At 74.5% G+C, this 22,971-nt stretch carries 23 protein-coding genes; 14 read left to right on the top strand and 9 right to left on the bottom strand.

What is annotated here, in order from left to right:
• Positions 1 to 181: 181 nt before the first annotated feature.
• The 7 genes from ACFZCF_RS14575 to ACFZCF_RS14545 all read left to right on the top strand — a co-directional run bounded on the left by ACFZCF_RS14575 (position 182) and on the right by ACFZCF_RS14545 (position 6,622).
• The gene (locus ACFZCF_RS14575) at positions 182 to 1,735 is read left to right on the top strand and encodes a sensor histidine kinase (RefSeq protein WP_388448008.1); all 1,554 of its coding nucleotides are present in this window, start codon (positions 182 to 184) and stop codon (positions 1,733 to 1,735) included.
• On the top strand, positions 1,732 to 2,133 hold the full coding sequence (locus ACFZCF_RS14570) for a roadblock/LC7 domain-containing protein (RefSeq protein WP_189852256.1): 402 nt from the start codon (positions 1,732 to 1,734) through the stop codon (positions 2,131 to 2,133). The genes ACFZCF_RS14575 and ACFZCF_RS14570 overlap by 4 nt, the downstream gene beginning before the upstream one ends.
• The gene (locus ACFZCF_RS14565; RefSeq protein ID WP_388448011.1) at positions 2,130 to 2,486 is read left to right on the top strand and encodes a DUF742 domain-containing protein; all 357 of its coding nucleotides are present in this window, start codon (positions 2,130 to 2,132) and stop codon (positions 2,484 to 2,486) included. Before ACFZCF_RS14570 ends, ACFZCF_RS14565 begins: the two co-directional genes overlap by 4 nt.
• Positions 2,467 to 3,096, top strand: a complete 630-nt coding sequence (locus ACFZCF_RS14560) for an ATP/GTP-binding protein (RefSeq protein WP_388448013.1) — start codon at positions 2,467 to 2,469, stop codon at positions 3,094 to 3,096. The genes ACFZCF_RS14565 and ACFZCF_RS14560 overlap by 20 nt, the downstream gene beginning before the upstream one ends.
• Positions 3,093 to 4,322 carry a cytochrome P450 gene (locus ACFZCF_RS14555; protein WP_391286736.1) on the top strand — a complete coding sequence of 410 codons (1,230 nt, stop codon included), beginning with the start codon at positions 3,093 to 3,095 and terminating at the stop codon, positions 4,320 to 4,322. Before ACFZCF_RS14560 ends, ACFZCF_RS14555 begins: the two co-directional genes overlap by 4 nt.
• Positions 4,319 to 5,557 carry a cytochrome P450 gene (locus ACFZCF_RS14550; RefSeq protein ID WP_391286735.1) on the top strand — a complete coding sequence of 413 codons (1,239 nt, stop codon included), beginning with the start codon at positions 4,319 to 4,321 and terminating at the stop codon, positions 5,555 to 5,557. The genes ACFZCF_RS14555 and ACFZCF_RS14550 overlap by 4 nt, the downstream gene beginning before the upstream one ends.
• A gap of 153 nt (positions 5,558 to 5,710) precedes the next feature.
• The gene (locus tag ACFZCF_RS14545) at positions 5,711 to 6,622 is read left to right on the top strand and encodes a PfkB family carbohydrate kinase (RefSeq protein ID WP_391286734.1); all 912 of its coding nucleotides are present in this window, start codon (positions 5,711 to 5,713) and stop codon (positions 6,620 to 6,622) included.
• On the opposite strand, the gene ACFZCF_RS14540 is transcribed toward ACFZCF_RS14545, so the two are convergent.
• Both ACFZCF_RS14540 and ACFZCF_RS14535 read right to left on the bottom strand, forming a co-directional pair.
• Positions 6,615 to 7,292, bottom strand: a complete 678-nt coding sequence (locus ACFZCF_RS14540; RefSeq protein ID WP_391287088.1) for an adenosylcobinamide amidohydrolase — start codon at positions 7,290 to 7,292, stop codon at positions 6,615 to 6,617. The two genes, ACFZCF_RS14545 and ACFZCF_RS14540, sit on opposite strands and share 8 nt — an antisense overlap.
• A 39-nt stretch (positions 7,293 to 7,331) precedes the next feature.
• Positions 7,332 to 7,880 (bottom strand): hypothetical protein, encoded by a 549-nt coding sequence (locus ACFZCF_RS14535; protein ID WP_391286733.1) that lies wholly within the window; start codon positions 7,878 to 7,880, stop codon positions 7,332 to 7,334.
• A 194-nt stretch (positions 7,881 to 8,074) separates the two neighbouring features.
• Here ACFZCF_RS14535 and ACFZCF_RS14530 point away from each other — a divergent pair, with 194 nt between their 5' ends.
• Positions 8,075 to 9,541 (top strand): APC family permease, encoded by a 1,467-nt coding sequence (locus ACFZCF_RS14530; protein ID WP_388448022.1) that lies wholly within the window; start codon positions 8,075 to 8,077, stop codon positions 9,539 to 9,541.
• Complete coding sequence (locus ACFZCF_RS14525) at positions 9,538 to 9,978, top strand: hypothetical protein (RefSeq protein WP_388448024.1); 441 nt, start codon at positions 9,538 to 9,540, stop codon at positions 9,976 to 9,978. Before ACFZCF_RS14530 ends, ACFZCF_RS14525 begins: the two co-directional genes overlap by 4 nt.
• 21 nt (positions 9,979 to 9,999) lie before the next feature.
• Here the strand turns inward: ACFZCF_RS14525 and ACFZCF_RS14520 are convergent, their stop codons facing one another.
• Complete coding sequence (locus ACFZCF_RS14520; RefSeq protein ID WP_391286732.1) at positions 10,000 to 10,818, bottom strand: polysaccharide deacetylase family protein; 819 nt, start codon at positions 10,816 to 10,818, stop codon at positions 10,000 to 10,002.
• A gap of 220 nt (positions 10,819 to 11,038) precedes the next feature.
• Between ACFZCF_RS14520 and ACFZCF_RS14515 the strand changes: the two genes are divergently transcribed.
• The 4 genes from ACFZCF_RS14515 to ACFZCF_RS14500 all read left to right on the top strand — a co-directional run bounded on the left by ACFZCF_RS14515 (position 11,039) and on the right by ACFZCF_RS14500 (position 15,892).
• The gene (locus ACFZCF_RS14515; protein ID WP_391286731.1) at positions 11,039 to 12,841 is read left to right on the top strand and encodes a SpoIIE family protein phosphatase; all 1,803 of its coding nucleotides are present in this window, start codon (positions 11,039 to 11,041) and stop codon (positions 12,839 to 12,841) included.
• Positions 12,842 to 12,972: 131 nt separating this feature from the next.
• The gene (locus ACFZCF_RS14510; RefSeq protein ID WP_391286730.1) at positions 12,973 to 14,139 is read left to right on the top strand and encodes a SpoIIE family protein phosphatase; all 1,167 of its coding nucleotides are present in this window, start codon (positions 12,973 to 12,975) and stop codon (positions 14,137 to 14,139) included.
• A gap of 38 nt (positions 14,140 to 14,177) precedes the next feature.
• Positions 14,178 to 14,564 (top strand): hypothetical protein, encoded by a 387-nt coding sequence (locus ACFZCF_RS14505; RefSeq protein ID WP_391286729.1) that lies wholly within the window; start codon positions 14,178 to 14,180, stop codon positions 14,562 to 14,564.
• 101 nt (positions 14,565 to 14,665) lie between these two features.
• Complete coding sequence (locus ACFZCF_RS14500) at positions 14,666 to 15,892, top strand: nitric oxide synthase oxygenase (protein WP_391286728.1); 1,227 nt, start codon at positions 14,666 to 14,668, stop codon at positions 15,890 to 15,892.
• A 13-nt stretch (positions 15,893 to 15,905) separates the two neighbouring features.
• Here the strand turns inward: ACFZCF_RS14500 and ACFZCF_RS14495 are convergent, their stop codons facing one another.
• The 6 genes from ACFZCF_RS14495 to ACFZCF_RS14470 all read right to left on the bottom strand — a co-directional run bounded on the left by ACFZCF_RS14495 (position 15,906) and on the right by ACFZCF_RS14470 (position 21,248).
• Positions 15,906 to 16,469: a hypothetical protein gene (locus ACFZCF_RS14495; protein ID WP_391286727.1), complete on the bottom strand. Its 564-nt coding sequence runs from the start codon at positions 16,467 to 16,469 to the stop codon at positions 15,906 to 15,908.
• Positions 16,470 to 16,671: 202 nt separating this feature from the next.
• On the bottom strand, positions 16,672 to 17,289 hold the full coding sequence (locus ACFZCF_RS14490) for a TOPRIM nucleotidyl transferase/hydrolase domain-containing protein (protein WP_388448037.1): 618 nt from the start codon (positions 17,287 to 17,289) through the stop codon (positions 16,672 to 16,674).
• 69 nt (positions 17,290 to 17,358) lie between these two features.
• Positions 17,359 to 17,847, bottom strand: a complete 489-nt coding sequence (locus ACFZCF_RS14485; protein ID WP_391286726.1) for a hypothetical protein — start codon at positions 17,845 to 17,847, stop codon at positions 17,359 to 17,361.
• A 156-nt stretch (positions 17,848 to 18,003) separates the two neighbouring features.
• Positions 18,004 to 18,288, bottom strand: a complete 285-nt coding sequence (locus ACFZCF_RS14480) for a hypothetical protein (protein ID WP_388448041.1) — start codon at positions 18,286 to 18,288, stop codon at positions 18,004 to 18,006.
• 195 nt (positions 18,289 to 18,483) lie between these two features.
• Positions 18,484 to 20,238 carry an ATP-binding cassette domain-containing protein gene (locus ACFZCF_RS14475; RefSeq protein ID WP_391286725.1) on the bottom strand — a complete coding sequence of 585 codons (1,755 nt, stop codon included), beginning with the start codon at positions 20,236 to 20,238 and terminating at the stop codon, positions 18,484 to 18,486.
• Positions 20,239 to 20,432: 194 nt separating this feature from the next.
• On the bottom strand, positions 20,433 to 21,248 hold the full coding sequence (locus tag ACFZCF_RS14470) for an alpha/beta fold hydrolase (protein ID WP_391286724.1): 816 nt from the start codon (positions 21,246 to 21,248) through the stop codon (positions 20,433 to 20,435).
• Between the two features lie 588 nt (positions 21,249 to 21,836).
• Here ACFZCF_RS14470 and ACFZCF_RS14465 point away from each other — a divergent pair.
• Entirely contained in the window at positions 21,837 to 22,916 is a 1,080-nt protein-coding gene (locus tag ACFZCF_RS14465) for an amidinotransferase (protein ID WP_391287087.1), read from the top strand.
• The last annotated feature ends 55 nt before the right edge of the window (positions 22,917 to 22,971 follow it).

Genomic DNA, 22,971 nt, shown 5'->3' with positions numbered 1-22,971 from the left:
CCGGCAGGCCCGGCGGACGGGCACGAACCGACCCGACGCGGAATCAGGGACTGCCATTTGGAAGGTTTTGTATCACTCCGGATACCAATTCGGTCGACATGAGTTTCGAATCGATCAATAACGCCTCTATAGTGCGGTCGTTCCGAACGTCCCCTGTGCTTGCCTCTCGAGAGTCCGGTTGATGTCGGCGTCGCCCACCCCGTTCCGCCCTGCCCTGATCACCTCGCTGCTGACCCTCGCCGCGGGCGGTGCGCTCACCGCCGCCGCGACGAGCGCCGCACCGGCCGAAGTCCGCTCTCCCCTGGGCTGGTTCGCGGCCTGCGGCGTGCTGCTGCTCGCGGCGGCCGCCTTCGCCGTCACCTGGTACGCGCGCACCGCCCGCGGCCTCGCCAGGCAGACCGAGCGGCTGACCGCACAGGTCGCCTCCCAGGACACCTACGCCACCCAGCGCCAGGCCGCCGCCGAGCGCGAGATCACGGCCCTGAAGGAGCGTCACGGGGCCCAGGTCGCCGCGGAGGCCGCCGCCCACGCGGCCCGTACCGACGAGCTCGTGCGCACCCACCGCGCCGAGGCCGAGCGGCTCGCCGCCCGCCACGCGGCCGCGGTCGCCGGCCTGGAGCAGCGGCTGCGCCGCGCCGAGTCCGCCCGCTCCGCCGCCCTCGCCGCCGCGGCGAACGCGGCCGGCCGCATGCAGGCGCTGGCCACGAGCATGATGGCCGACCTGCGCGAGATGGAGCACCGGCACGCCGACGAGGACGTCCTCGCCGACCTCCTCCACCTCGACCACCGCACCGCTCAGGCGGGCCGGCTCGCCGACTCCGTCGCCGTGCTCACCGGCGCCCGCTCCGGTCGCCGCTGGGCCCGGCCCATCGTCATGGAGTCGATCCTGCGCGGTGCCATGGGCCGCATCGCCGGGTACCAGCGGGTCCGGCTGCACTCCACGTGCGAGGCGGCCGTCGCCGGTCACGCCGCCGAGGGCGTCATGCACGCGCTCGCCGAACTCCTCGACAACGCCGCGAACTTCTCCCCGCCGACCGCCGAGGTCCACGTCTACGTGGAGGAGGTCCCGGCCGGGGTCGTCATCACCGTCGAGGACAGCGGCCTGACCATGAGCGACGTCCAGCTGCGGCGCGCCGAAGCCGCCGTCGACGCGGGGACCCAGGACCTGGCCGGCCTCTCCGGCACCCGCCTCGGCCTGCACGTCGTCGGCAGGCTGGCCCGCAAGCACAACCTGTCGGTCTCCTTCCGGCCCTCGGCCCGCGGCGGCACCGGCGTGGTCCTGATGATCCCGCAGGAGATCGTCAGCCGTGGCGCGGAGACGGCGGCACCGGCCGCGAAGGCCGCCGCGCCGCTCCCCGTGCCCGGCCCGCGCACCGCCCCCGACGCCACGCCGGCCACCGCCCCGGCCACCGCCCCGGAGCCGGCCACCGAGACCCCCGCCGAGACCCCCGCCGACGGCGACGGGACCCTGCTGCCGCGCCGCCGGCGCGGCCGGACCCTCGCCGCCCACCAGGAGAAGACCCCGGCCGAGCCGCCCCGCCCGGCCGCGCCCCGCACCGGCGAGGCGTCCCGCGCCTCGGCCCGCTTCGGCGGCTTCCAGAGCGGCCTGCGCGGCACGGAGCCGAAGCCGGGCGACACCCCCGACGCGGGCCCCGGCGCACCGGCCGGCCCCTCGGCGGAACCGACGACGACGCCGCCCTCGAACGACCCCCATTCGGAAGGCAATCCGCGATGACCGGCACGACCACCGACGACAAGCTCAGCTGGCTCCTGGAGGGCCTGCTCGAACGGACCCCGGGAACCCGGCACGCCCTGGTGCTGTCCCGGGACGGCCTGAAGCTCTGCCGCACCTCCGGGCTCTCCGTCGACCAGGCCGACCAGCTCTCCGCCATCGCCGCGGGCATCCAGAGCCTCTCCCACGGCGCGTCCATGGAGTTCGGCGACGGCACCGGCGGGGTGCGCTCCGCGATGGCCGAGTTCTACGGCGGGATCCTCTTCATCGTCGAGGCCGGGGAGGGCGCGCACCTCGCGCTCGTCGCGGACGAGGACGCCGACGCCGGGCTGGTGGGGCACAACATGACCGAACTGGTCGAGCAGCTGGGCGAGCACCTCGTCGCGAGGCCGCGGGGATGAGCCGCGTCAGGCCGGGTCGCGACGACTCCCCCGACCGGCTCTACACCCTGACCGGCGGCCGCAGCAGCTCCGGGTCCACCGCCTTCGACGTGGTCACGCTGGTGGTCGCGGAGAGCGATCCGGTGCCGGGCATGCAGTCCGAGCACGCCGCCATCCTGCGCATGTGCCGCTTCCCCACCGCGGTGGTGGAGGTCGCCGCCGGGCTCGGGCTGCCCGTGTCGATCACCCGGATCCTCCTGGCCGATCTGCACGACACCGGCCGGATCAGCGCGCGGCACCCGCGGCCCGCCACGTACCGCCTTCCCGATCACGACATCCTGGAGCAGGTGCTCGTTGGACTCCGCAATCTCTGAGCAGCACCCGGCGCTGAGCAGCACCGCCGACAACGGACTGAAGATCGTCGTCGTCGGCGGCTTCGGAGTGGGCAAGACGACCCTGGTCCGCTCGGTCAGCGAGATCCGTCCGCTGAACACCGAGGAGACCATGTCGCAGGCGGGCGAGGGCATCGACGACACCGTCGGCGTCGCCGCCAAGACGGCGACGACGGTCGCCTTCGACTTCGGCCGGATCTCGCTCGACGCGCGCAACGTGCTCTACCTGTTCGGCGCGCCCGGCCAGGAGCGGTTCTGGTTCCTGTGGGACCGGCTCTTCTCCGGGACGCTCGGGGCGGTCGTCCTCGTCGACACCCGGCGGATCTCGGACTCGTGGTACGCCGTGGACCGCCTGGAGCACCACGGCACCCCCTTCGTCGTCGCCTGCAACGACTTCGGCGGGCCCGCGCACACCGCCGACGAGATCCGCGCCGCCCTCGACCTCGCCGACGAGGTGCCGCTGGTCTTCTGCGACGCCCGGTCCCGGGAGTCCAGCAAGCAGGTCCTCATCGCGCTCGTCGAACACCTGAAGCACGTCGTCGCCGCCGACCCCGAGCACGGTCGGCGGCCCGTCCCGGAGCCCGCCCCGTGAACCCTGCCGAGCCCGCGCCGGTCCCGCTGAGCGGTCCGCGCTTCCACACCGACCCGGTCGAGCTGTACCGGCGCATCCGGCGGGACCACGGGGCCGTCGCCCCGGTCGTCCTCGACGGCGACGTACCCGCCTGGCTGGTCCTCGGCTACCGCGAGCTGCACCAGGTCACCAGCGACCCGGTGCTCTTCTCGCGCGACTCCGACCTGTGGAACCAGTGGGACGCGATCCCCGCCGACTGGCCGCTGCTGCCCATGATCGGCCGCAAGCAGCCGTCGATCCTGTACACGGTGGGCGAGCGCCACCGCGAGCGGGCCGACGTGATCTCGGCCGCCCTGGAGGCCGTCGACCCCTTCGAACTGCGGCGGCGCGCCGAGCGGTTCGCCGACGAGCTCATCGACGGGCTGTGCGGCAAGGGCGAGTGCGACATCATCGCCGAGTACGCCCTGCTGCTGCCGGTCCGGGTGCTCGCCAGCATCTACGGCTTCGCCGACGAGCAGGGCCCGGGGCTCGTGACCGCCATGAACGACATGATCAACGGCGGTCCCGGCGCGCTGGAGGGCCAGCGGCACCTCGCCGAGTCGATGGTGGCGCTGCTCGCCGCCAAGGCGGAGGCGCCCGGGGACGACGTCGCCTCGCGGATGCTCGGCAACACCGCCGGGTTCACCGTCGAGGAGGTCGCCCAGGACCTCATGGTGATGATGGCCGCCGGCCACCAGCCCACCGCCGACTGGATCGGCAACTCGCTGCGCCTGATGCTGACCGACGACCGCTTCGCCGCCTCGCTCTCGGGTGGCCGGCACAGCGTCGGCGAGGCGATGAACGAGGTGCTGTGGGAGGACACGCCCACCCAGAACGTCGCCGGCCGCTGGGCCTCCCGCGACACCCAACTCGGCGGCCGGCACATCGCCCGCGGCGACCTGGTGCTGCTCGGGCTCGCCGCCGCCAACGCCGACCCGCACGTCCGGGCCGACGCGGGCGCCCTCACCGGCGGAAACAACGCGCACCTCTCCTTCGGCCACGGCGAGCACCGCTGTCCGTTCCCCGCGCAGGAGGTCGCCGAGACGGTCGCCAGGACCGGCATCGAGGTGCTGCTCGACCGGCTGCCGGACGTCGACCTCGCCGTCGCCGAGACCTCCCTGACCCGTCGCCCCTCCCCCTGGCTGCGCGGCCTCACCGCGCTGCCGGTGACGTACACCCCGACCCCCGCCCTTGGAGGGACCGCATGACCTGCCCCATCGACCACACCGCGGGGGGCGCGCCCGTCGTCCTCGACCCCTTCGTCACGGACCTCGACGGCGAGGGCGCCCGGCTCCGCGAGGCCGGGCCGCTGGCCCGCGTGGTCCTGCCCGGCGGCGTGCCCTGCTACGCCGTCACCCGGCACGCCGAGGCGCGGGCGCTCCTCACCGACTCCCGGCTCGTCAAGGACATCGAGCAGTGGGGGGCCTGGCAGCGCGGCGAGATACCGCTCGACTGGCCGCTGATCGGCCTCGCCAACCCGGGCCGGTCGATGCTGACGGTCGACGGCGAGGAGCACCGCAGGCTGCGCACGCTGGTCGCCCAGGCGCTCACCGCGCGCCGGGTGGAGCGGCTGCGGGCGGGCATCGAGGCGCTGACGGCGGGGCTCCTCGACCGGCTCGCGGAGCGTCCGGCGGGCGAGACGGTGGACCTGAAGGCGGAGTTCGCCTACCCGCTGCCGATGAACGTGGTCGGTGAGCTGATGGGCGTGGACGCGGCGGACCACCCGCGGATGAAGGCGCTGTTCGAGAAGTTCTTCTCGACGCAGACGCCGCCGGAGGAGGTGCCGCAGATGATGGCGGACCTCGGGGCGCTCTTCGCGGGGATCGTGGCGGGCAAGCAGGAGTCGCCCGGCGACGACCTGACGAGCGCGCTGATCGAGGCCTCGGAGGGCGGCGACCGGCTCACCACCGAGGAGATCACCAACACGCTCCAGCTGATGGTGGCCGCCGGCCACGAGACGACCATCAGCCTGATCGTGAACGCCGTGGTCGCCCTGGAGACCCACCCGGAGCAGCGCGCCCTGGTCCTCAAGGGCGAGGTGCCGTGGGAGAACGTGATCGAGGAGACCCTGCGCTGGTCGACGCCCACCTCGCACGTGCTCATCCGCTTCGCGAGCGAGGACATCCAGGTCGGCGACCGGGTCCTGCCGAAGGGCGAGGGGCTGATCGTGTCGCACGGCGCGATCGGCCGCGACGAGCTCCAGCACGGTCCGACGGCGGGCGACTTCGACGTCACCCGCGAGCCGATCCGGCACATCGCCTTCGGCCACGGCCCGCACGTCTGCCCGGGCGCGGCGCTCTCCCGCCTGGAGGCCTCGGTGGCGCTCCCGGCGCTGTACGCGCGTTTCCCCGGTCTGCGGCTCGCCGTGCCGCGCGAGGAGTTGAGGAACAAGCCGGTCGTCACCCAGAACGACCTCTTCGAGCTGCCGGTCGTCCTCGCCTGACGTCCGAACGCGTGCGCCCCGGTGGCCCGTTCCCCCTCGGGGAGCGGGCCACCGCGCGTCTCCCCCTCCCGTCCTGCAAGTTTCCGCAAGATCTTGCGGGTTCGATGGCGGGGCTGGTTGACTCGCCCGGGATCCACCGGCGAGAGGGGAAGCATGAGCCACGCGTACGACGTCCTCGTCCTGGGAGGGGCGGGCGTCGACACCATCGTGTACGTCCCCGAGCTCCCGCTGCCGTACGCGGACAGCTACATGATCCGCCCGGGCATCGAGGCCCGGGCGGGGCAGACCGGCGACTTCGTGGCGCTCGGCGTCAGCTCCCTGGGCCTGCGCACCCACCACATCGACCTGGTCGGCGACGACCACGCGGGCGATCTGGTCCGCGCCTTCCACCGCGACCGGGGCATCGGCCTCACGGAGGTCTCGCAGCCCGCCGGCACCAAGCGGGCCGTCAACCTCGTGAGCCCCGACGGCCGCCGGCTCTCCCTGTACGACGACAGCCGCTCCCGGGAGTCCGACCGCCTCCCGGAGGACCTGGTGCGCGAGCTCGCCGCCGCGAGCCGGCACGCCCACGTCTCGATCACGTACCCCTGCGCCTTCACGCTGCCGCTGCTGCGCGAGGCGGGCCTCACCGTCTCGACGGACCTGCACGACTGGGACGGCGCGAACCCGTACCACGAGCCGTTCGCGTACGGCGCCGACGTCGTCTTCGTCTCGACGACGGCGCTGCCCGACCCGGTGGGGACCATGCGCCGGATCCTGGAGCGCGGCCGGGCGGAGGCGGTCGTCGCCACGGCGGGCGCCGAGGGCTCCTACCTGCTGACGCGCGCGGGCGGCGAACCGCTGCACGTTCCGGCGGTCGCCCCGCGCGGCCCGGTCGTCGACTCCAACGGCGCGGGCGACGCCTACGCGGCCGGGTTCCTCTTCGGCCGGCTCACCGGAGAACCCCCGGAGCGCTGCGCCCTGTACGGGGCGGTGGCCGGTGCCCACGCCTGTACGGTCCCCGCCACCGCGAGCGACGCCGTCGACCGGGCGACGCTGCTGGCCGAGGTCGCCGCCCTCAGCTGAGGCCGGGGCCGGACAGCGCGGCGCCGAGCGCCGCGTGGACGGCGCGGGCGAGCCGGGCGCCCCAGAGCGAGCGGGGCCCGGCGAAGGGTTCCGTGGGGCCGCCGGGCAGCGGCGCGCGGGCGAGGACGCAGACCGCGTCGGTCGGCGTCCCGGAGCAGTCGTGGCCGGCGTCGAGCAGGGCCTGCACCTTCGCCTCGGTGGCGGTGGCCACCGCGTTGACGAGGGCGGCGTCGGTGAGCGGCGCGGGCACGGTGGCGACGATGTTGATCGTGCCGGGGGCCTGCGGGCCGGGGACCCCGGCTCCGGCGGCCGCCGCCCAGCCGCGTACCTCCGTCCCGGCGGTGGCGACCGCGTCGACGCCGCCGTCGGAGGCGGTCCCGCGCCGGGCGACCTCGGCGGCGGTCATCAGGCCGACGCCGGGCCCCTGGAGTCCGGCGCGGCGGGCGAGCGCGGCGAGGTGCGCCTCGGGGTCGGTGCGGGTGTAGCCGTGGGCGACCTGCGCGTTCATCACCCAGGCGCGTTCTCCGATGCCGCCGCCGAGGACGGCGCTGCTGACGGCCCGCCAGCCCGGGCCGTGCCGCCAGAGCAGCGCGCCGAGCCGCTGCCCGTCCTCGTCCCGTTCGAGCAGCTCGGGAAGGGCCGCACGGTTCGGTTCCACCACGACGGTCACTGCCACGCTCTCCTCGCTCACCCGGACGTCCCGGTGATCCTACGGGCCCGGTTCGCTTCCGCTCCTCCGCTCGGGAACGAGGGTGGCTCCCAGGACGAGTCCCACCGCGATGGCGGTGACGACGAGGACGAGCTCCAGGAGGTCCGTGAAGCCGTCCACCACGTGCCCGCCGGCCAGCGTCGTCAGTCCGCGCATGCCGAGCGAGCCGACCGTCAGGGTGAAGAAGCCCGGCAGGACGAGGAGGAGCCGGGGCGGCCGCTCCGGGCCGCGGGAGGCCAGTGTCGCCGTCGCCGCGAGCGCGACCGCGGCGGCGAACGTGCCGCCGATCTCGCCGATCAGCTCGGTGGCCGCCGACTGGATCGCGACCGTCAGGTAGACCAGGGCCAGCAGCGGCCAGAAGAAGCGGCGGGGGATCGCGAAGGCGAGCAGGGTGCCGGCGGTGAAGACGGTCCAGGACGCGAAGAGCAGCCAGCGGGGCAGGTCGGTGGCCGCGGCCGTGTCGAAGAGCGCGGTGGTGGGGGTGCCGGTCACGTAGGCCCCGAGCAGGACGCCGACGCAGAGCTGGACCAGCAGGAAGACCGCGTACACCAGCCGGACGGCGCCGGTGGTGATCAGCCCCGCCCCGAGTTCGGCGGCGGCCGCGCTGAGGGTGACGAACGCTCAGCATCTCCCAGGGGGCGGCCCCCGGCATCCGGCGTCACCCGAACGGCCCTCCCGCACTGCGCACCCTCCCGGCACCGCGCAGCCTGGGGCCGATCGCACCGATACCCGAGGGAGGGCCCGTGGCATCGATGGACGTCCCGGCCGATCTGCCGAAATCCCGTGCGGCGGCACGGCCGACCGCGCCGCCCACCCTCACCTGGGTGACCCTGGCGCTGATGACCACCGCGTCGGTGGCCAGCCTGCGGGCCGCGCCGACGATGGCCGTGTACGGCCTCGCCTGCGTCTTCCTCTACCTGCTGCCCGCCATCGTCTTCCTGCTGCCGACGGCCCTGGTCTCCGCCGAGCTGGCCTCGGGCTGGTCGGGCGGCGTCTACCGGTGGGTGGCCGAGGGGCTGTCGAAGCCGCTCGGCTTCCTCGCCGTGTGGTGCCAGTTCGCGATGACGATCTTCTACTATCCGAGCCTGCTGGCCTTCGTGGCCTCGACGATCGCGTTCGTGATCGACCCCTCGCTCGCGTCGAACGGCCTCTACACGGCGATCGTCATCATGGTCCTGTACTGGACCGGCGTGTGGGTGTCCTCGCGCGGCACGAAGGCGCTCGCCGGGCTGTCCAGCTGGGGTCTGATCATCGGCACGCTGGTGCCCGGCACCGTCCTCGTCGTGCTCGGCATGGTCTTCCTCGGCCAGGGCAACCCCTCGGCGGCGCCGATGGACGGCAGCCACCTCCTCCCGCAGTGGACCGGCCTCGCCAGCCTCGTGCTGATCGTCAACAACTTCCTGTCGTACTCGGGCATGGAGATGAACGCGGTGCACGTCTCCTCGTTGAAGAACCCTGCGAAGGAGTACCCACGGTCGATGTTCCTGGCGATGGGCCTGGTGCTGCTGATCTTCATCCTGCCGGCCCTCGCCATCAGCTGGGTCGTCCCCGCCGACCAGCTGAGCCTCACCGCCGGCGTCATGCAGGCCTTCGACGCCTTCTTCTCCTACTTCCACATCGGCTGGATGACCCCGATCGCGGCCGTCATGCTGATCTCCGCCTCCCTCGGCGGCATGCTGACCTGGCTGGCGGGCCCCTCCAAGGGCCTCCTGGAGATCTCCCGCAGCGAGGGCTACCTGCCGCCGTTCCTGCAGAAGCTCAACAAGTTCGGCATCCAGCAGAACATCCTCGTCACCCAGGGCGTCGTGACCTCGGTCATCGCCCTCGGATACGCGCTGATCCCGAACGTCTCCAGCGTCTACTGGATCTTCTCGACCATCACCACCCAGGTCTACCTCATCGTCTACCTGCTGATGTTCGTCGCGGCGATGCGGCTGCGGAAGCTCCAGCCGGACCATCCGCGCGGCTACCGGGCGCCCGCCCTCGGCCTGATCTGCTCGGTCGGCCTGCTGGCCTCGCTCGCCGCCCTGTTCATCGGCTTCGTGCCGCCCTCGCAGTTCGGCAGCGGCAGCGTCTGGTCGTACGTCCTCATCGTCGGCGGCGGCCTGGTGATCCTCGGCCTCCTCATCCCCTGGCTCTTCCTGAAACTGCGCAAGCCCGAATGGCGGACGGCCGAGGCCGCCCCCCTGGACGAGGGAGACGCCGCATGAGTCCGACCCGCTTCGCCTCCGAGCACAAGGTGATCTACTGGGGCGCCATCGTCATCCTCGTGGGCCTGCTGATCACCGGTCTGGTCCGGTACGGCAGCTTCAAGCGGACCGCCGAGACCTCGCGGAAGGCCGAACAGCTCAGCCGCCAGCTGGTGGAAGCGGGCTACCCCGCCCCCGACCAGGAGACCGCCGAACGGCTGCTCGGCACCGACGGCGGCCCCGTCTGCGAGGACCCCGGCCACGCCCTGAAGAAGGCGCTCTACCGGCTCCAGCAGCTCACCACCGGGGCGCCGGGCCCCGGCAACCGGCCGGTCATCGCCGACTCCAAGGCCGTCGACGTCGAGCGGATCGTCCTCCAGGTGTACTGCCCCGACCAGGTCGACGCCTTCGACGAGGCCGTCGAGGACCTCAAGACCGACGACACCGTCAAGCGCTGACGGTCCGTACGGCTCCGGCCCTCACGGGGTGTCAGGGGCCGTGCGCACCGGGAAGCTGAAGGTGCGGCCCTGCTCCTTCAGCCACGGCAGCACCTCCCGCAGCGCCGTCACGCTCTGCGAGCGGTCGCCGCCGCCGTCGTGGAAGAGGATCGTCGGCCCGTTGGAGAGCTCGTTCTTCACGGTCGCCACGATGGCGGCGGCACCCGGCCGCTCGAAGTCCTTGGTGTCCACGTTCCACCCGAGCGGCCGCATGCCCGCGGCCGCCGCCGCCTTCCGGCTGTCCGGCGTGAACGCCCCGCCCGGCGCCCGGTAGTACTGCACCTCCACCCCGCCCGCGGCCTCCTCTATCAGCTTCCGGGCGTCGAGGATCTGCTGCTTCTGGTACGCGACGGACTTGCGGTCCATCGTCGTGTCGTGGGTCATGGTGTGGTCGCACAGCCGGTGCCCCTCGGCCACCACCCGCTTCACCAGGTCCGGATGGCGCTTCGCCTGCGGACCGATCATGCAGAAGACGGCCTTGACCTCGTGCTCCTTCAGGATGTCGAGCATCTTCGGCGTCCAGCGCGGGTCCGGCCCGTCGTCGATGGTGATGTTGACGGCCCGTCCGCCCGCCTCGGCGGCGTGCGCGATCCCCTCCGGCACCCGCGTCGTCGGCGCCGCGGGCCGGTCAGCGCCTCCGGACCGCTGCGCCGGCAGCTTCGGCGCGGCGGCACCGCCCGCCCCCGGCGTCACGGCCTCGTCCTCGCCGACCAGCGCCGTCGCTCCCCACGCGGCCAGGCTGATGCCGACCGCCGACGCCAACACGGCCACGTGCGCGGTGTACTTGCCCATCCGGCGCATGCGCCCTCCGATCCTCGCGTTCCCGATGCGACCCCACGCCTGTCGGCGCGTCCACGGGGGAGAGGACGAACGACGACCCGAACAGGTTTCACCCGTTCGGCGGATGTGACAGAGCTACCGTTCGACTTCGATTCCGCTGCTGTTCGGATGGTGCGCCGGACGGGGTTCCGGTGCAGACTGTGCACCACACCTGGTCGAGATCCCTCTGGAGGCCGGAAGAGTGAGCGGCGGCAGTGGCGGACGGCGCCTGACCGGCAGGGTCTCGGCCGTGCGGACCTCGACCGTGTACCGGTCCGCGGCGCTCCGCGCCCGACGCCGCCGCGCCGACGGCGCGATTCCGCTCGACGCGCCCGGCGCCGAGGAACGGCTCGCCTGGCTCAACGCCGCGAGCACCCGCATCGGGACCACCCTGGACCTGGAAAGCACCGCCCGGGAGTTGGCCGACTTCACCGTCCCCGGGTTCGCCGACGGCGCCGCCGTCGACATCCTGGAGAGCGTCCTGCACGGCGAGGAGGGCTCCCGCTGGACCGGCACCGGCGTCCCCCCGATGCGGGCGGTCGCGCTCTCCGCCGTCGACACCATGACCACGCTGGAGGCCGTCCCGGTCGGCGAGACCTACGTGCGCGACCAGAGCCGGCACGAGACCCTGCTGCACCGGTACTGTCTGCGGCGCGGCGAGCCCGTCCTGGTGGCCCGGATGCGCGACGAGGACTTCGCCCGCGTCGCCCCGACCGCGAGCGGCGCGGCGAAGATGCGCGCCCTGGGCGTGCACAGCTACCTCGCGGTGCCGCTGATCGCCCGGGGGCTGCTCCTCGGCAGCGCCGACTTCGTCCGCGGCGCCGGCAGCCCGCCCTTCTCCTCCACCGACCTCGCCCTCGCCCAGCAGCTGGCCTCCCGCGCCGCCGTCTTCATCGACAACGCCCGGCTGTACGGCCGCGAGCGGGAGCGGGTCGTCTCGCTCCAGCGCAGCCTCCTCCCCCGCGCCACGCCCGTCACCCCCGGCCTCCGGGTGCACTCCGAGTACGCGCCGTCGGCGGCCCGCCACCCGGTGGGCGGCGACTGGTACGACGTGATGTCGCTGCCCGGCGGACGTACGGCCCTGATGGCCGGCGACGTCATGGGCCAGGGGCTTCCGGCCGCCGCCACCATGGGACGGCTGCGGGCCGTCGCCCGCACCCTGATGACCCTCGACATGGCGCCCGAGCGGGTCCTCGCCCGGCTCGACCTCGCCACCCGCGACCTGGAGGACGACCAGGTCGCCACCTTCCTGTGCGCGGTCTACGACCCCGCCGACTCCCGCTGCACCCTGGCCGGCGCCGGGCTGCTGCCGCCGCTGCTCATCGACGGACGCGGCGGCGCCGAGTTCGTCCCCCTGCCGGCCGGAGCACCGCTGGGAGCCGGCGTGATCCCGTACGACTCCGTGACGGTGAAGGTCCCCGAGGGCGGCGGGCTCGTCCTGTATACCGACGGCCTGGTGAAGGCCCGCGGGGCCGACCTGGAGGAGCAGCTGGAACGGCTGCGCACGGCGGCGCTCGCCCTGCCGCCCGCCGCCCTCGACGCGGGCGGACTGATCGCGGTGGCCCCGGCCGGGCCCGGCCGCTTCGACGAGGCGGTGCTGCTCACCGCGCGGGCCGTACCGCTGGACGCCGGGACCCGGCTGCGGGTGTGGCCGCTCTCCGATGACGGCAGGGCGGCGTCCGAGGCGCGGCGCCTGGTCACCGGCCAGCTCGCCGAGTGGGGCCTGGACGACCTCGCCGACGTGTGCGAGCTGGTGGTCTCGGAGCTGGTCGGCAACGCCCTGCGGTACGGGAACGGGCCGGGCGAGCTGCGGCTGCTGCGCGGCGAGCGGCTGGTCGTCGAGGTCTCCGACACCGGCCCCGACCTGCCGCAGATCCAGCACGCCGACCTCAGCGACGAGGGCGGCCGGGGTCTCCAGCTCGTCAACATGCTGTGCCGCCGCTGGGGCTCGTGCCGCACCTCCGGCGGCAAGGTCGTCTGGGCCGAGCAGGACCTCCCGGCCTGACCTTTCGGCCGGGCCCTCCGTCACTCCCGCCCCGGGACGTCCGCCCCTGCCGGGCGGCCCGACCGCCGGGGACCCTGGTGGACGTAGGCCCGTGCGAACCGCCCGCGGGCGGGTTCCGACGAAGGAGAGTCATGCCTGCGGATCCGACCGCCCACCCGCGGCGGGCCCCCACGGGCCGCGCGGAGTTCCGTTACCTGCTCGGGCGGGCGCTGCCGTTCCTGGTGATCGCGCTCGCCACCCTCGCCGACGTCCTCACCCCACCGGCCGAACGGTTCGACCGCTTGCTGATCGCCGCCCCGGCGCTCGCCGCGGCCACCTGGTCCGCCGGCGGCACGGCCGCGATCGGTGCCCTCGCGATGGGCGCGACGGCCGTCACCGCCGCCGTCCGCGGCGGGGACCTCGACCGGGGGCTCCTCGGCAACGAGGCGGTGCTCTCCGTCGTCCTGCTCGCCGCCGCCGTCACCGCCCACGTCCGGCAGCGCCGCGAGACCGAGCTGCACCAGGTCAGCGCGGTCGCCGAGGCCGCCCAGTCGGCCGTACTGCGCCCGCTGCCGCGGCACCTCGGCACGGTCGACCTGCGGCTGCTGTACGAGGCGTCCGCCGCCTGCGCACACGTGGGCGGCGACTTCTACAAGGCGCTGGAGGTCCGGGACGGCGTCCGGATCATGATCGGCGACGTCCAGGGCAAGGGCCTCCCGGCGGTGGAGGCGGCGTCACTGCTCCTCGGGTCGTTCCGGGAGGCCGCGTACACCGCCCCGGACCTGCCCGCGATCGCCCAGCGCCTGGAGGCCAGCATGGCGCGCTACGCGGAGCGGGCCCCGGAGTCGGAGGCCGCCGACCGGTTCTCCACGGTGCTGCTCGCGGAGATCCCCCACGACCGGCCGGTGATCCGGCTGCTGAGCTGCGGCCACCCGGCGCCGGTGGTGCAGCGGGGCGGGACGGTGGAGACGGTCGAGTTCTCCGCGCCGTCGGTGCCGGTCCACCTGCCGGTGCCGGTCGACACCGCGTTCAGGGTGGAGGAGGTGCCCTTCGGCCCCGGCGACCGGCTGCTCATGTTCACCGACGGCGTCTCCGAGACCCGCGACGCGAGCGGCGCGTTCTATCCGCTGGAGCGGCGGCTGCGGGCCTGGGCGGACGAGCCCGCCGACCGGATCCCCGAGCTGCTGCGGGAGGACCTGGACCGGTTCGGCGCCCACGGTCTGGACGACGACACCACGGCCCTCCTGGTGGTCCGGGACGGATCGGCGGCGGGCCGCCTGATCCCGGCGCCGCCGCCGGCCGGTTCCCTCCGGGCCTGACCCGCCGGGGTCGCGGCGCCCCGTGCTAAGAAGGCCGGATGACGTTGACACACGGCCGGCGGGTGCGTCTCGCGGTCGATCTGAGGGTGGCCGGCACGGTCACGGCGGCCGGGGAGCCGGCGGCGGTCGCCGGGGCGCTGCTCATCGGGGCGGGTGCGGAAGGAACCGTCGAACGGGTCGACGCGCCGGAGGAGGCCCGGCCGGGACCGGAGGCGGCGGAGTACGAGCGCCTGGTCTCGCTGCTGGAGTCGTTCGGCGCCCAGATGCCGCCGGCGAGCCGGGAGCGGGCGGAGGAGCGGGTCCGGGAGCTGGAACCGGCGTGGCACGCGTACCGGAACCGGCGTCCGGTCGTCACGGCGCGGGTGCGGCTCGACGGCGGCCTGGTCCTGGACCGGGTGCGCGAGGACGTCCTGACCGCGCTGTGAGAGGGTCGGCCGCGCGGGGGTCGGGCACGATACCAGGGCCGACGGGTCTGCCCGGTGAAGTTCGAACACTCTCCACAGCCTGACGACTCCGTACGGTAGTCATGGGCCAGGGAGGAAACACCTTGGTCTTCAGCCTGATCCGTCGCCGCGGGGCCGCCCCCGCCGGTGCCGCGTGCCCGTACTTGGCCGCCGTCGCGGCCCCAGGCCCCGCGCCCGCCGGGGTGCCGCCCGCTCCGCGCGAGCCGGACCGGGTGGACCGGCGGCAGGCGGAGGAGTTCGTCCGGCGGTTCCACGAGGAGTGCCCCGGCGCCGGGGACGCCGACGCCCGCGTCCGTCGGGTGCGGGCCGAGATCGCCCGTACCGGCACCTACGAGCACACCCCGGAGGAGCTGTCCTTCGGCGCCCGGGTCGCCTGGCGCAACGCGGCCCGCTGCATCGGCCGGCTCTACTGGAACAGCCTCGTCGTGCGGGACCTGCGTGGGGTCACGTCCGCCGACGGGATCGCCGCCGCCTGCGCCGAGCACCTGCGGGCGGCGGAGAACGGCGGGCGGATCCGCCCCGTCCTCACCGTCTTCGCGCCCGACCGGCCGGGCCGTCCCGCGCCCCGGATCGTCAACGACCAGCTGGTCCGGTACGCCGGTCACCGCACCGCGGACGGCCGCTGGATCGGCGACCCCCGCACGGCGGCGGCCACGGCCCTCGCCCGCGAGCTGGGCTGGAAGCGGGAGGAGGACCCCTTTCAGGTGCTGCCGCTGATGGTGCGGGAGCGGCCCGGCGCCCGCCCAAAGTGGTACGAGCTGCCGGACGGGACCGTGCGGGAGGTGGCGCTGCGCCATCCCGAGCACGCCTGGTTCGCCGGGCTGGGGCTGCGCTGGTACGCGGTGCCGGCCATCAGCGACATGGTCCTGGAGATCGGCGGGGTGCGGTATCCGGCGGCGCCGTTCAACGGCTGGTACATGGGCACCGAGATAGGCGCCCGGAACCTCGCCGACGCCGACCGGTACGACCTGCTGCCGCTGGTCGCGGAGCGACTGGGCCTGGACCGCTCCTCGGAGCGGACGCTGTGGCGGGACCGGGCACTGGTGGAGCTGAACGTGGCGGTCCTGCACTCCTTCCAGGAGGACGGGGTGACGATGGCGGACCACCACACCGAGTCCGAGCGCTTCCTGCGCCACGTCGCGCGGGAGCGGCGGCACGGCCGGCCCACGCCGGCCGACTGGAGCTGGATCGTCCCGCCGCTGTCGGGTGCGGCCACGCCGGTCTTCCACCGCTACTACGATCCGGTCGACCCGGCCCTGCGCCCGGCGTTCCTCCCTCGGCAGGGGTAGCGGCGGCGCCGGGTCAGTACCGTCCGCCGCCGGTGCGGTTGCCGCGGCCGCCCCGGCGGGGCCGCCGTACGTGGCGGGGAGCGGCGCCGTCCCCGGGGCCGCCCGCGGCCTCCGGGGAGGAGAACAGCACGGGGACGCCCGGGCCGCCGGCGACGGCGGGGGCCGCCGGGGCCGAGCGCGGCTCCGGGACCCGCTCCGGCCCCGGGGTCTCCGCGGGGTTCGCGGCACGGGCCACGATCCGCGCGTGGGTGATCAGCGGGGCGCACGCCTCGCAGATCTCGGCGAGCGTCCACACCTCGCCGACGGCCGGATTGTGGATGAGGACGAGGAGCGTACGGCCCGAGCAGAGCGCCCGGGCCTGGTGATGGCGGCAGCCGGCCCCTCCGCAGGCGCAGGCGGCGTTCGGGCGCGGGGTCGCCAGGCGGGCGTGCGCCCGCACGTGCTCGGCGGCGAAGGCGCGCAGCGCGCGGATGTCCTTGGAGCGGTCGGGCATGCGGCAGCCCGCGGTGGTGCAGCTGACCCGCGCCGAGTGGTCGTGGTGTCCGGTGAGGCGAATCGTCCAGGTCCTGCCTGGCACACGGGATCCGAGTGGCATGCTCAACGCGCACAAGTCCGTTCGGGGAGAGGAGGCGTTCGGTCTCTGTTTACCCCGAAGTCGGAGCCTCGACGCGTCGCCCGGGGCGTGTCCGTCGGTGGCGTCGTCCCTCTGGTCGCCCGGACGGAGCGCGGCCGGCGGCCGGGCCGGCCGCCGGGAGGTGACGGCGAGTCCGCCGAGCCGCTCAGAGCGAGGCGAGGAGCCCGTCGAGCGGGGCCGGTACGCGGGCGAGGTCGAGGCCGTCGACGAGGATCCGCCCGTAGCGGATCTTCCGGCCCGAGGTCGTGCCGAGGAAGCGCCGCATCCGCGGCAGGGGGCCGCGGTCGCGCTGGGCGGGCTGGTGGAGGAAGGTGCGCAGGGCCCGCCCCTCCCCCTCGGCCGCCACCAGCTCGCCGACCCGGTCCACGCCGAGGGCGCGGATCAGCTCGTCCTCCAGGTCGGCGACGCAGACGAAGAAGGCGTCCGGGTCGGCCCCGGCGGCCGCCAGGCCCCGGGCGTAGTGGGCGCGTTCGGCGTCGTCGCAGAGGCCGGTGAGGCGCAGGCCGAGACCGGGCGGGCCGAGGAGCCGGGCGTGGCGTGCGGCGTTCGTGACACCGTTCATGGAGAGCGCGCAGACGCCCTCGGCGGCCAGGTCACGGCCGCGCCGGGCGGCGAGCGCCTCGACGGCGGCGACGTCGCTGCGCCCTTCGAGGAGCACCACGGTGCGCACGGGCAGGCGCGCGGCGAGTTCGCGCGCGGCGTCGCCGGTTCCGCCGGCCGCCCACGCGGCGACGGCGGCCCGGAAGGCGTCCATGTCGGTCATGGAAGGAGTCTGGGCGCCGGACGGCCGGGGCGGTACCGGTTTTCCGCCGCCCGTCCCGCCGGGGCCCGGTCAGTAGCGCAGGGCGGAGGCGACGGTCGGGGTCACGGTCCCGGAGAGCTTGTGGGTGCTGCGGGCGGTGCCTTCGCCGGGCTTTCCGGCGGGGACGTCCGAGAGGGTGACGACGACCGCGTCGACCAGCTTGCCGTCGCCGTCCTCGAACCGCACCTGGACCGCGAAGGACCTCGTCGCGCCGTCGGTGTTCTTCACGGTGAGCGGGACGGTGGTGCGGCCGTCGGCGTCGGTGGTGGGGTCGCCGAGCGTCACCTGGTCCTTGGCGTCGACGCCGTTCTTGACCTCCGCCATCTGCTTCTCGGCCTTCTCGACCGCCTGGGAGGCGGCCTGCGAGAGGCCCTCGGCGGCGGAGGCGACGGCGGAGGCGGCCTCGCTGACGGCTCCGGAGACGGCGTTGTCACCGTCGCCGGAGCAGCCGGCCGTGCCCATCAGGACGGCTCCGGCGAGGAGGCCGGCGGCGGCGCCCCGTACCCAGCGTGCGGTCATGTCGTGGTCTCCCTCGGGTCGCACCTGCGCGTCGGCCCCAGTCAACGGCAGCGCCGGGCGCCCCGCATCCCGGGGCGGCCCACCGGACCCCGCGGGTCCCCCGCGGGTGCCCGCCGGGGAATGCGACGAAGGTGGGCCCCGCCGGCGCTCGGCGCCTCACGTCATGTCCATCACCTCGGGCCGGGCGGTCGCGGCCCGGACCGGCCCCACGACGGTGAGGGGTATGCGGAGGTTCTCGCAGAAGCGGCGGACGCGGGAGAGGACGCTCAGCGAGGCGGGCGAGGGGTCGGCGGTGGAGAGCTGGACCCGGACGAGCCGGGGCCGGTGCGCGTGGGCCAGGGCCTGGGCCTCCAGGTCGGCGGCGGATCGGCTGGTCAGGGTGAGATCACCCGGGAGCGACAGGTGCAGGACGCCCTCTTCGAAGGCGTGGCCGATGAGCATGACCGCCTCCTTCCGTGTACGCCGTCCCCCCGCCCGGAGGCGGAGGGGCGGACGGCTTCCGTCAAGGCGTTGTGCCGGGCACGCTGGCACCAGGCTGGCAGACGCGGACCGTGTCCGCACCCGCACGGCGCGCAGCCCCGTGCGGGGCGGAGCGGGCGAACCCGCTGGTGGGAGGGGCGGGGGGCGGCTCGGGGCTCAGCGGGCCACGGTGGGTTCCGGGTCGGCGTCACCGGTCGGGACGTCGTCGAGGAAGCCGCCCGACTGGTGCCGCCACAGCTTGGCGTACGCGCCCTCCGCGGCGAGCAGTTCGCGGTGGCTGCCCTGCTCGACGATCCGGCCGCGGTCGAGGACGACCAGTCGGTCCATCCCGGCGACGGTGGAGAGCCGGTGGGCGACGACGAGCGCCGTCCGGCCCTCCATCAGCCGCCACAGCGCGTCCTGGACGAGGAGTTCGCTCTCGGAGTCGAGGGCGCTGGTGGCCTCGTCGAGGAGGAGGACCGGCGCGTCGCGCAGGATCGCCCGGGCGAGCGCGACCCGCTGCCGCTGGCCGCCGGACAGCTTGACGCCGCGCTCCCCGACCAGGGTGTCGAAGCCCTCGGGCAGCGCGTCCGCGAACTCCGTGACGTGGGCCGCCTCGGCGGCCCTGCGGACCTCCGCCTCGGTGGCCCCGGGCCGGGCGAAGGCGATGTTCTCCCGGAGGGTGCGGTGGAACATCGCCGGGTCCTGCGGTACGGACGCGATGAGGCTCCGCAGGTCGGACTGGCGCATCCGGCTGATGTCCTGACCGCCGATCAGGATCCGCCCCGCGTCGACGTCGGTCATCCGCAGCAGCAGCCGGGTGAACGTGGTCTTGCCGCCGCCGGAGCGGCCGACGAAGCCGACCTTGGTGCCGTTCGGCACGTCCAGGTCCAGCCCCTCGAAGAGCGGCCGGGCGCCCTTGTGGGCGAAGTGCACCCGCTCGAAGCGGACCTCGCCCGACCGGCCCCGGAGCGGCTCGGGCTCGGCCGGGTCGACGACGGTCGGCGGCTCCAGGAGGAGCGCGGTGAACTGCGCGGCCTCCGTCATGGAGCTCTCCAGACGCCGGTAGATCTGGTTGAACTCGAACATGATCCGGGTGGCGTTGGCGTAGTACGTGAAGGCCACGATGATCGCCTCCACGCCCCGCTCCCCCGCGCCCAGCGTCAGCGCGAGCACCAGGCCGATCACATTGGTGACGACCGACAGGGGCGCGACGAGGGTGTCGATGCGCAGGTTTCCGTAGTCCCAGGAGCGCAGGGTGATCCGGCGCGACTCGGCGACCCGGGCGCGGTGCTCGGCGGCCTCCCGGTCCTCGGCGGCGAAGGACCGGACGCTGTCCATGTTGGTGAGCACGTCGGCGACGTGCCCGGACACCCGGGCGATGGCCTGCTCGCGGTCGGCGACGATCCGCTGCCGGCGGCGGACCAGCGGGAAGACGCAGACGCCGGTGAGGGTGATCATCACCAGGAGGCCGACGACGAGCAGCGGGTCGTACTGCCAGAGGACGACCGAGGCGAACAGCAGCGGCACCATCTTGCCCATGACCTGGAAGGTCAGGGTGTCGACGAAGTCCTCGAAGCGGCCGGCGAAGCTGATGACCCGCTTGGTGAGGGAGCCGGCGAAGTTGTCGTGGAAGAACGCCGCGTCCTTGGCGAGGAGCGCGTCCATGCCCACGACGTAGAGGTGCTCGATGCCGTGGGCGTCGAGCCGGTTGAGGCAGTGGAAGCCGACCCGCCACAACGCCTCGCCGAGCAGCAGGACGGCGGCGAACACGAATGCGTAGGGCAGGACCGCGTCGAGGGTGACCCGGCCGCCGTCGGCGACCCGGCCGACGAGTTTGGCGACCACCAGGGGGGCGAGGTACAGGATCCCGATGTTGCCGAGCGCCGGCAGCAGCAGCGCGGGCACCGCCACCTTCCGGAGCCGCAGCATCTCTCCCCCGTAATGGCGGAGCGCGAGGCGGACGGAGCCCTTTCCCGGTCCGCCGCCGCGTTGTTCTGACGTTTCCATCACGACCTTCCGTCGCTGTTCCGACACGTACGGTGACGGAGTGTGGCGGAGGGCGGGCGCGGCGGTCCACGGGTTTTCCCGGGCCCGGGGCGGCCCCGGCACCGGGCGCGTAGGGCTCAGCGGCGGAGCCCGGCGGCGAAGGCGGCGAGCTCGCGCACGACCCGCTCCGGGTCCTCCCAGTACACGACGTGTCCGGCGCCCTCGTGGACGACGAGCCGGGAGTCGGGGATGGCGTCGAGGATCAGCTGCTGGTCCGAACGGGTGAGCAGCGGGTCCCGGTCGCCCCAGACGACGAGGGTGGGGACGAGGATGCCGGTGAGCGTGGCCGCGAGGTCCGTCTCCAGGAGTCCGCGCAGCGTCTCGCGCCAGACGCGGGCGGGCGCCTTCAGGCTCTCGTCGACGACGGTCTCCAGGAAGCCGGGCGCCACCCGGCCCGCGGCGAGCCCCCGCGCGAACTCGGCGGCGAACCCCCGGTCCACCGGGTCCTTCAGGGTCCGGACGGTCTCCCGGACGGCGGCGACCCCGGGTTTGTCGGCGAGCAGGGCGGGGGTGCCGAGCAGGACGAGGCCGGCCACCCGGTCGGGGCGCCGACCGGCGACGATCCTGGCCTGGACGCCGCCGCTGGAGCCGCCGACGAGGATGGCCCGCTCGATCCCGAGGTGGTCGAGGAAGGCGACGAGATCGTCCGCGAAGTCCTCCGGGAGGTACCCCTTGGCCGGCTTGTCGGCGTCGCCGTGGCCGCGCTGGGTCGGCGCGTAGGCGTGCAGGACGGCCGGCATGGCCCGCAGCATCGGTTCGAAGGTCCACCAGGAATCGGCGTAACCGTGGACGAGGACGAGCGGCGGTCCGCTCCCGGGCCGCCCGGTCTCCGCGTACGGGAGCGTGGGACGCCCGTCGCCGAGGACGGCGCGGTGCACGGCGACGGTGGCCATCGGCGCCTCCTGTCTCTCTGCCCAGCGTAGGAAGGGTTCCCGGGGCCCTCAACAGGGGACCGGCCCCGGGCGGGCGCCGCCGGAGCCGGTACCCGAGGCCCGGGGCCTTTGGGCTCCCCCGGCGGGGGGCCGGGGGAGCCGGTGCCGGTTTCAGGGGTCCCAGGGCGGCCCGGCCGGGCCGCCGGAGCCGGTGCCCGGGGCCGGGGCCTTTGGGCGGCCCCGGTCGGGTGCCGCGGGAGCCGGTGCCCGGGCTCTGGACGAGTCCGCTCGAACGCCGCCAGAGCCCGTGCGACGGGCCTCAGGACGGCCCCGCCCGGGCACCGCCGGAGCCGTTCCCGCGACCCCTGGACGCCCCCGCCCGGGCGCCGCCGGAGCCGGCCCGGGTCTCCGGGTCGACTCCTTCCGAGCGCCGCCGGAGCCCGCAGGCATGCGGGCGGAGCATCGGGGGAAGCCGCGCCGTGCACCCGCCGCCCGAGAGGGTGCCGCCGCCCCCAGGAGGCCGCCGTGACGCTCTTCCGGATCCGCTCCAGGGAGCTCCCTCCGCCCGGCCCGTCGGCCGGCCCGCCGGTCTCCCCCGCCGGAGCGGCCCTGAGTTCGCCGGTCCGCTCGTCCACCGAGTGGGACCCTCTGGAGGAGGTCGTGGTGGGCCGGGTCGACGGCGCCACGATCCCCTCCCGGCATCCGGCGGTCCGGTGCACCATGCCCGCGTGGGCGGCCCGGCTGCAGGGCGCCGCCGCCGGGTTCCGCTACCCGCGGGCGCTCGTCGGGAAGGCCGAGGAGGAGGTCGAGGGGTTCGTCGCCCTCCTGGAGTCCCTCGGGGTGACCGTGCGGCGGCCGGACCCCGTGGCCCACCGCCGGCGGTTCGGCACCCCCGACTGGTCGTCCCGGGGCTTCTGCAGCGCCTGCCCGCGCGACAGCATGCTCATCGTCGGCGACGAGATCATCGAGACGCCCATGGCCTGGCCCTGCCGGTACTTCGAGACGCACGCCTACCGCACCCTGCTGAAGGACTACTTCCGGCGCGGCGCGCGCTGGACGGCCGCGCCCAGGCCGCAGCTGACGGACGAGCTGTACGACCCCGCGTTCCGGGTGTCCGGGCCCGGTCAGCCGGTGCGCCGCCTGGTGACGGAGTTCGAGCCGGTCTTCGACGCCGCCGACTTCGTCCGTGCCGGCCGGGACCTGTTCGTGACGCGCAGCAACGTCACCAACCTGATGGGCATCGAGTGGCTGCGCCGGCACCTGGGGCCCGAGTACCGGATCCACGAGATCGAGAGCCGCTGCCGGACCCCCATGCACATCGACACGACGTTCCTGCCGCTGGCCCCCGGCCGCGCCCTGGTGAACCCGGAGTACGTCGACCCGGACCGGCTGCCCCCGGTGCTGGACGACTGGGAGCTCCTGATGGCGCCCGAGCCCGACCCGCTGCCGGACGCCCTCCTCAAGGTCACCTCGATGTGCGGCAAGTGGCTGAGCATGAACGTGCTGATGCTCGACGAGAGAAGGGTCGTCGCGGAACGGCACCACACCCGGACGCTGCGCGCCCTGGAACGCTGGGGATTCGAGCCGATCCCCTGCGACCTCCTGCATTACGCGCCGTTCGGCGGCTCCTTCCACTGCGCCACGCTGGACGTCCGACGGAATGGCCCGGACCCGCGCGGGAATGCCTGACGAATTCCCGTTCCACCGCCTTCCGGGCCGCCGTTCCCTGCGTGTTCGCGTGGCC

This window comes from Streptomyces sp. NPDC007945 (assembly GCF_042958885.1).
Taxonomy (GTDB): domain Bacteria; phylum Actinomycetota; class Actinomycetes; order Streptomycetales; family Streptomycetaceae; genus Streptomyces.
This window is presented reverse-complemented; position numbering and strand designations above follow the sequence as displayed.